The sequence below is a fragment of the Bacillus sp. AFS098217 genome (assembly GCF_002551815.1).
Taxonomy (GTDB): Bacteria; Bacillota; Bacilli; order Bacillales; family Bacillaceae_G; genus Bacillus_A.
The window spans coordinates 1-6560 of the sequence record NZ_NVPR01000131.1 but is presented as its reverse complement, the minus strand read 5'-3'; the positions used below and the strand labels follow the sequence as shown (position 1 = coordinate 6560).

Below are 6560 nucleotides of genomic sequence, written 5' to 3'. Positions count from 1 at the left end.
CTTCGTATGTGGCAGAAAAGGGCCCTGACCGCTTCTATCCATGGCCAGATGCTCTCTCCCACCTAATTTTTTTAATTAATGTATATATAACGTACAAACAAAAATAAAGAATGTCCGAAAACAGCTAATTTGCTACATTTGGACATTCTCTCTTTATACTCTCTGATCAGCCACAATATGAATATCAATATGTTTCGTTTGCCTCATAATCTCATTTACAATGGATCCTTTTCGAATCTCTTCCCATCTTGTTCTTGCTGATTGCCCAAGTAAGATTTGTGTCACTTGTAATCGGTTTGCCACTTCAATGATGACATCAGCTGGCTTTCTTCCTTTCGCCTCTTCTAATAAAAAAGTTGCATGAAATTGATTCGTCAAAGCTTGCCATTCATCAATTGTTTGCCTTTTTCCTGCCGAGATTGATTCTATATTTTCTCTTTCAACATTTAATACATACAATTCAGCATTTAATCGGTCTGCCATACGCCAGCCACGCCGTATTAATTTCTCCGCTGTTGAGCTGTATTGCACACATACGAGAATCTTTTCTTTTACACCAATTGGTTCCATCACCAATTGACTAATTTTCTCGTCCATGTCGTCTGCAACTTCGCGAAGTGACAGTTCTCGTAAAGCTCCTAAATTATTAACTGTAAAAAAGTTTTGTAAGCTTTGCTGAATTTTTTCTTCTTTATATATCTTCCCATCTATTAATCGTTTTCGTAATACCTCTGGTGTTGCATCAACAAGTTGAATCTCATTTGCTTTTTGTAAAATAAAATCGGGAATACGCTCTCGTACTTTTACATTCGTGATCTGCGCTACAATATCATGAACACTCTCTAAATGCTGAATGTTAAACGCCGATAATACTGATATTCCAGCGTCTAATAATTCTTCTACATCCATGTAGCGTTTTTTATGTTTGGATCCAGGTATATTACTATGCGCCAATTCATCCACAACAACGACTTGAGGCGCTCGCTTTATAATCCCCTCTACATCAAGCTCATAAAATACTTTTCCTTTATAATTCATTTCTTTTAAAGGAATTTTTTCTAAATCAGCAATTGCCTCTTCTGTCTCTTTTCTTCCATGTGTTTCAATTAAACCGATTACAATATCAACGCCCTCTTTTTTCATCTCTTGCGCGTCAAACAGCATTTTATAACTTTTTCCTACTCCCGGAGCAGCCCCTACATATAACTTTAATTTCCCGCGATTTTGCTTTCTAATATATTCTAGATATTCCTCCGGCGTACGTCTTTGAAATGTTGGTTTATAGTCATCTGCATACATTACACACACAACCCTTCTTAGCAAACAACGCTACCTCAATCCATTTGATTGAGGTAGCAACGGTACTATTTCATTAGTTTCTGTACTTCTAAATTTAATTTCAAGACATTCACACGATCTTCTCCAAATAACCCTAATGCAGCACCTTCTGTTTGATCTTTAACGATTTGATTTAGTTTTTCTTTCGGAATATTTGCTGAATTTGAAATACGATCCACTTGTACGTAAGCTGCCTCTGGACTAATATCAGGATCTAATCCAGAACCTGAATTCGTCACTAAATCCATCGGTACTTCCGTAACTGGAACAGCCGGGTTTTTCTCCTTCCAATCTGCTACACTTTTTTCTACACGTTTTACTAAATCAGTATCAGATGGTGCATAGTTATTTGATCCCGATGCTTCAGCTTTATATTCTATACTTGAAACACGGCCATGAAAATAACGTGAATCTGTAAAATTTTGGCCGATTAATTTTGAGCCAATCACTTCATTTTTTTCATTATATATAAGACTTCCATCCGCATTGTCCTTCATTACCGCTTGTGCAATTCCAGTTACAAGCAATGGATATAAAAGCCCGCACAGGACAAGAAATGTAAAAGTAACACGAATGACCGGTGAAAGTATACTTTGTTTGTTAGCCATCTTCTTTTCCCCTCTTCCTTATATAAACAATCCGACAATCATATCAATTACTTTAATTCCAATGAAAGGAACAATCACTCCTCCAAGACCGTAAATGAATAGGTTACGACCAAGTAAGGCATTGGAACTCATCGGTTTATATGCAATCCCCTTCATCGCCAAAGGAATGAGTAATGGGATAATAATTGCGTTAAAAATTAATGCTGACAAAATGGCTGAAAGCGGTGAAGTTAATTTCATTACATTGAGTGCTTCCATTTGCGGAATTGCTAATGTAAACATCGCTGGGATAATCGCAAAATATTTCGCTATATCGTTCGCGATACTAAATGTTGTTAGCGCACCGCGCGTCATTAGTAGCTGTTTCCCAATCCCTACAACCTCAATAATTTTTGTTGGATTGGAATCTAGATCAATCATATTCGCTGCTTCTTTCGCAGCTGTTGTTCCGCTATTCATCGCTAACCCTACATCAGCTTGTGCTAACGCTGGTGCATCGTTCGTACCATCACCTGTCATTGCTACAAGTTTTCCTTTATCTTGCTCTGCTTTAATCACTGCAATTTTATCTTCCGGTTTACATTCTGCAACAAACTCATCTACCCCTGCTTCTTTCGCAATTGTTGCTGCTGTTAGTGGATTATCACCTGTACACATCACTGTTTTGATTCCCATTTGACGAAGCTGCTCAAAACGTTCACGCATACCAGGTTTTACAGTATCTTTTAAATAGATTAATCCATAAATACGACTATCCACTGCAACTACAAGCGGCGTTCCACCTTCTTTTGAAATAAAATCAGCTTTTTGATTCACATCTTTTGGTATCGTACCGCCTTGTGCTTGTACCCACTCAATAACTGCATTAACTGCACCTTTTCTTACTTTTGTCCCATCAGGTAAATCCACACCGCTCATTCTTGTTTCTGCTTTAAATGGAACAAATTCACCTTGTTCTGCGAGTTCTCTATTATAAGAGAAAGATTTTGATTGTACATATTCTATGACAGATCGCCCTTCTGGTGTTTCGTCTAAAACCGATCCTAGTGCAGCCCATTTTCCTAATTGTTCAATCGTTTCATTTCCTACAGGAAGTAATGTATGTGCCATCCGATTCCCAAAAGTAATCGTACCTGTTTTATCTAAAATAATTGTGTTAATATCACCGGCAGCTTCTACAGCTTTACCCGACATCGCTAATACATTAAACTTTGTCACTCGGTCCATCCCAGCAATCCCAATGGCTGATAATAAACCACCAATTGTCGTTGGAATTAAACAAACGAGAAGCGCTACAAGTACAGCTGTGTCAATTTTAAACCCTAAATAATTTGTAAAAATCGGTAGTGTGACAACAACAATTAAGAAAATAAGAGTTAAACTTGTTAATACTGTGTTCAAAGCAATCTCATTCGGTGTTTTTTGACGAGCAGCTCCTTCTACTAAAGAAATCATTTTATCTATAAATGACTCACCAGGATTACTTGTAATCGAAATTGTAATTTCATCACTAACAACCATTGTACCGCCTGTTACGGAACAAAAGTCTCCACCAGCTTCTTTAATAACAGGAGCGGATTCCCCCGTAATAGCCGATTCATCGACTGATGCTAAACCTTTAATGACTTCACCATCACTTGGAATCATTTCTCCTTGTTTTACAATTACGATGTCGCCCTTTCTCAGTTCAGTGGCTGAAACTTGAACGATTTTTCCATTTTCTTTTATGACGTTTGCAAATACATCTTTCTTCGATTGCTTCAAAGAATCGGCCTGTGCTTTACCACGCCCTTCTGCCAATGCTTCTGCAAAATTAGCAAACAGAACTGTAAATAATAGAACGAGAGAAACTGTTATATTAAACCATCCTGGTATACTGCTAGATGCATTGGGAAGAAACGATAAGATAAGAGTAATAACAAATCCAATTTCCACCACGAACATAATTGGGTTTTTCACCATTACTCTCGGATTCAGTTTCGCAACTGATTGTTTCATCGCATGTGTAACAATATCACGATCCATCGTTTTCGCTTGTCTAACTTCACTTTCTGTATCATGTATTGACGATGTAATCGATTGATCAACTTGTTTTTCTTTTGCCACTACAGGTCTCATCATTTACCCTCCATTACTTCAATGTAAGAAATTCTGCAATTGGTCCTAACACCAACATTGGGAAGAATGTTAATGCTCCAACGATTACAATCGTTCCAATGAAAATGCCTCCAAACAAACTATTATCTGTGCGGAATGTTCCTACTGTTTCCGGCACTACTGTCTTCTCTTTCAATGAAGCTGCAACAGCTAACATTGTAATTAAACTGAAATAACGTCCTAAAAACATAACGATACCAGTTGTAATATTCCAAAACGCTGTATTATCGCCTAGTCCTTCAAATCCAGATCCATTATTAGCGGCAGAAGATGTATATTCATATACCACTTGCGTTAAACCATGAAAACCTGAATGAGAAATTGCATCTGTTCCTAAATGTGTTGAAAGGGCCAATGCTGAAAATCCTAAAATCAACAATGGATGAAATAATATTGTTACTGCAATTAACTTCATTTCCTTCCCTTCAATTTTTTTACCTAAAAACTCTGGTGTCCGTCCAACCATTAATCCAGATATAAAGACCGCAATAATTGCGTACATAATGATATTGACAAACCCTGCACCAACGCCACCAAACACTGTATTTAACATCATATTTACAAGTGGCACCAATCCGCCAATCGGTGTTAACGTGTCATGCATTGTATCAACCGCACCTGTTTCAGCTGCCGTTGTTACTGTCGCATACAGTGAGGAGAAGACCGTTCCAAATCGTACTTCTTTTCCTTCTGTATTCCCTTGTACATGTTCGATACCCATTTGATTTAATGCTGGATTTCCGTGTAATTCTGATGAAGTAATTGTGATAAAACCAATTAAGAATACCATAAATAGGGAAACAAAAAGGATACGTCCTTGTTTTTTATTTCCAACCATACGTCCATACGTAAACGGTAAAGCTGTTGGCAGTAGCATCATAAGCATCATTTGTAAAATGTTACTAATTTGTCCTGGATTCTCAAATGGATGTGTAGAGTTTGCTCCGAAGAATCCGCCACCATTGTTACCAAGTTCTTTAATTGAAACGAATGAAGCTACAGGACCGCGCAAAATACTTTGTTTCGCACCTTCAATTGTGTGTGCTGTAACTGCTCCATCTAAAGTTTGCGGTACACCAAGTGCAACAAAAATCAGTGCTGCAACAAATGCAATAGGAAGAAATACCCTTGTTAAAGCTCGTGTAAAATCAACGAAAAAGTTACCAAGTTCCTTCCCTGCTAATCCTCTTATAAAAGCCATTACAAGTGCTAATGTCGTTGCTGGTGCAGCAAACATTAAAAATGTAATCCCAACTAATTGTGATAAATAAGATAATCCATTTTCACCGCTATAATGCTGTAAGTTTGTATCAGCCATAAAGCTAATTGCTGTATTAAAAGCAAGCGTTGGCTCCATCCCTGCAATATGTGCTGGGTTTAACGGTAATACACCCTGCAAACGAAAAATGAAATATACAACAACGATCATAAAACCATTGAGTGCAACTAATGATAGTGCGTACTGTTTCCAGGTTTGGTTGTATGGTTTCACACCCGTAATTTTAAAAATAAGTTTTTCAAAAGGTCCAAATACTTTATCTAGTTTGCTACTTCCTTGAAAAGCTTTCTCTAAATAAATACCCGTTGGCTTTGCAACAAGAATAAATAATAACATTGTGACGACAACTGCAACCCAAATCATAATGAATGATTCCCCCTAATTAAAACTTTTCTGGATTTAATAACGCATAAACTAAATACACAGTAATTCCTGCAACAATAACCGATAAGGCAATCATCATGATTGCTTCCCTTCTTTCACAACTTTATCCGACCAGCTTGCAAGCCCCACCATAGATGCGCCTAATACAATAAAAGTTCCGACCATCACAATATCAAGCATTATTTTCCCCTCGTTTCTGAATGTTAAATTTTACCATCTACCTATCAAAAAAAGAACACTGAGGCTCTACTCAGTGTTCAAAAATGAACAACACAAAAGTAAACCTCCTCTCCAAACGCTTACGAGGTTAGCTGTCGGATTCGGGCCTAAAGAGTAGCCCTACTTTCATCATGAAAGATTCACCCCAAGTGACAATGCACAAAATTGGTTCCCCCGCTCCAAATAATTGGACTCAGCGATATCAGGTTGTTTTTGGAATTTTTATGAACAATTTATGAATGTAAATATACTCCTCTATATTTAACTTGTAAAGAGCAAAATTACCTAAAATAAGAAAATATTTTGCCATTTAAACGCTTACATTCAAAAATATTAATGTTTTATTATGTGTTTTCTTGTCTTTTCTTTCTTTTTCATTAAAATAACTCTTTAATATATAAATCCATTTTAATTTTTCGACTTCTAAATCCCTGCGATGCAGAATAAAAAGTAACCTACACTCGTTTGCTCTTTCTGTTTTTACTTCACATGTGGCAGAAAAAGGCCCTGCCCGCGTCTATGCCTGGCCGGATGCTCTCTCCCACCTAAAAAGGGGGGTTTTATGTTGGTTTTTT

The 6560-nt window shown here is 37.2% G+C and carries 6 protein-coding genes and 1 riboswitch; all 6 genes read right to left on the bottom strand.

The window, feature by feature from the left end; translation table 11 throughout:
- Positions 1-153: 153 nt before the first annotated feature.
- The 6 genes from kdpDN to COO03_RS23565 are packed head-to-tail and all read right to left on the bottom strand — an operon-like array spanning position 154 to position 5946.
- Positions 154-1308 carry a KdpD-like non-kinase potassium sensor gene (gene kdpDN, locus COO03_RS23590; protein WP_097899435.1) on the bottom strand — a complete coding sequence of 385 codons (1155 nt, stop codon included), beginning with the start codon at positions 1306-1308 and terminating at the stop codon, positions 154-156.
- Between the two features lie 56 nt (positions 1309-1364).
- Positions 1365-1946, bottom strand: coding sequence for a K(+)-transporting ATPase subunit C (gene kdpC / locus COO03_RS23585; protein ID WP_097899434.1), 582 nt, complete (start codon positions 1944-1946; stop codon positions 1365-1367).
- An 18-nt stretch (positions 1947-1964) separates the two neighbouring features.
- Positions 1965-4064 (bottom strand): potassium-transporting ATPase subunit KdpB, encoded by a 2100-nt coding sequence (kdpB, locus tag COO03_RS23580; RefSeq protein WP_141523250.1) that lies wholly within the window; start codon positions 4062-4064, stop codon positions 1965-1967.
- A gap of 13 nt (positions 4065-4077) precedes the next feature.
- Entirely contained in the window at positions 4078-5745 is a 1668-nt protein-coding gene (kdpA, locus tag COO03_RS23575; RefSeq protein ID WP_097899432.1) for a potassium-transporting ATPase subunit KdpA, read from the bottom strand.
- Between the two features lie 19 nt (positions 5746-5764).
- A complete protein-coding gene (gene kdpF / locus COO03_RS23570; RefSeq protein ID WP_230322531.1) occupies positions 5765-5842 on the bottom strand; it encodes a K(+)-transporting ATPase subunit F in 78 nt (25 codons plus the stop codon).
- Positions 5842-5946: a hypothetical protein gene (locus COO03_RS23565; protein ID WP_097899430.1), complete on the bottom strand. Its 105-nt coding sequence runs from the start codon at positions 5944-5946 to the stop codon at positions 5842-5844. The genes kdpF and COO03_RS23565 overlap by 1 nt, the downstream gene beginning before the upstream one ends.
- 102 nt (positions 5947-6048) lie before the next feature.
- Positions 6049-6194, bottom strand: a riboswitch (cyclic di-AMP (ydaO/yuaA leader).
- Between the last annotated feature and the right edge of the window lie 366 nt (positions 6195-6560).

Bases quoted from the DNA above. Each gene is read 5' to 3' on its own strand.
- kdpC (WP_097899434.1), bottom strand. From the start codon at position 1,946: ATGGCTAACAAACAAAGTATACTTTCACCGGTCATTCGTGTTACTTTT.
- kdpB (WP_141523250.1), bottom strand. From the start codon at position 4,064: ATGAGACCTGTAGTGGCAAAAGAAAAACAAGTTGATCAATCGATTACA.
- kdpA (WP_097899432.1), bottom strand. From the start codon at position 5,745: ATGATTTGGGTTGCAGTTGTCGTCACAATGTTATTATTTATTCTTGTT.
- kdpF (WP_230322531.1), bottom strand. From the start codon at position 5,842: ATGATTGCCTTATCGGTTATTGTTGCAGGAATTACTGTGTATTTAGTT.
- COO03_RS23565 (WP_097899430.1), bottom strand. From the start codon at position 5,946: ATGCTTGATATTGTGATGGTCGGAACTTTTATTGTATTAGGCGCATCT.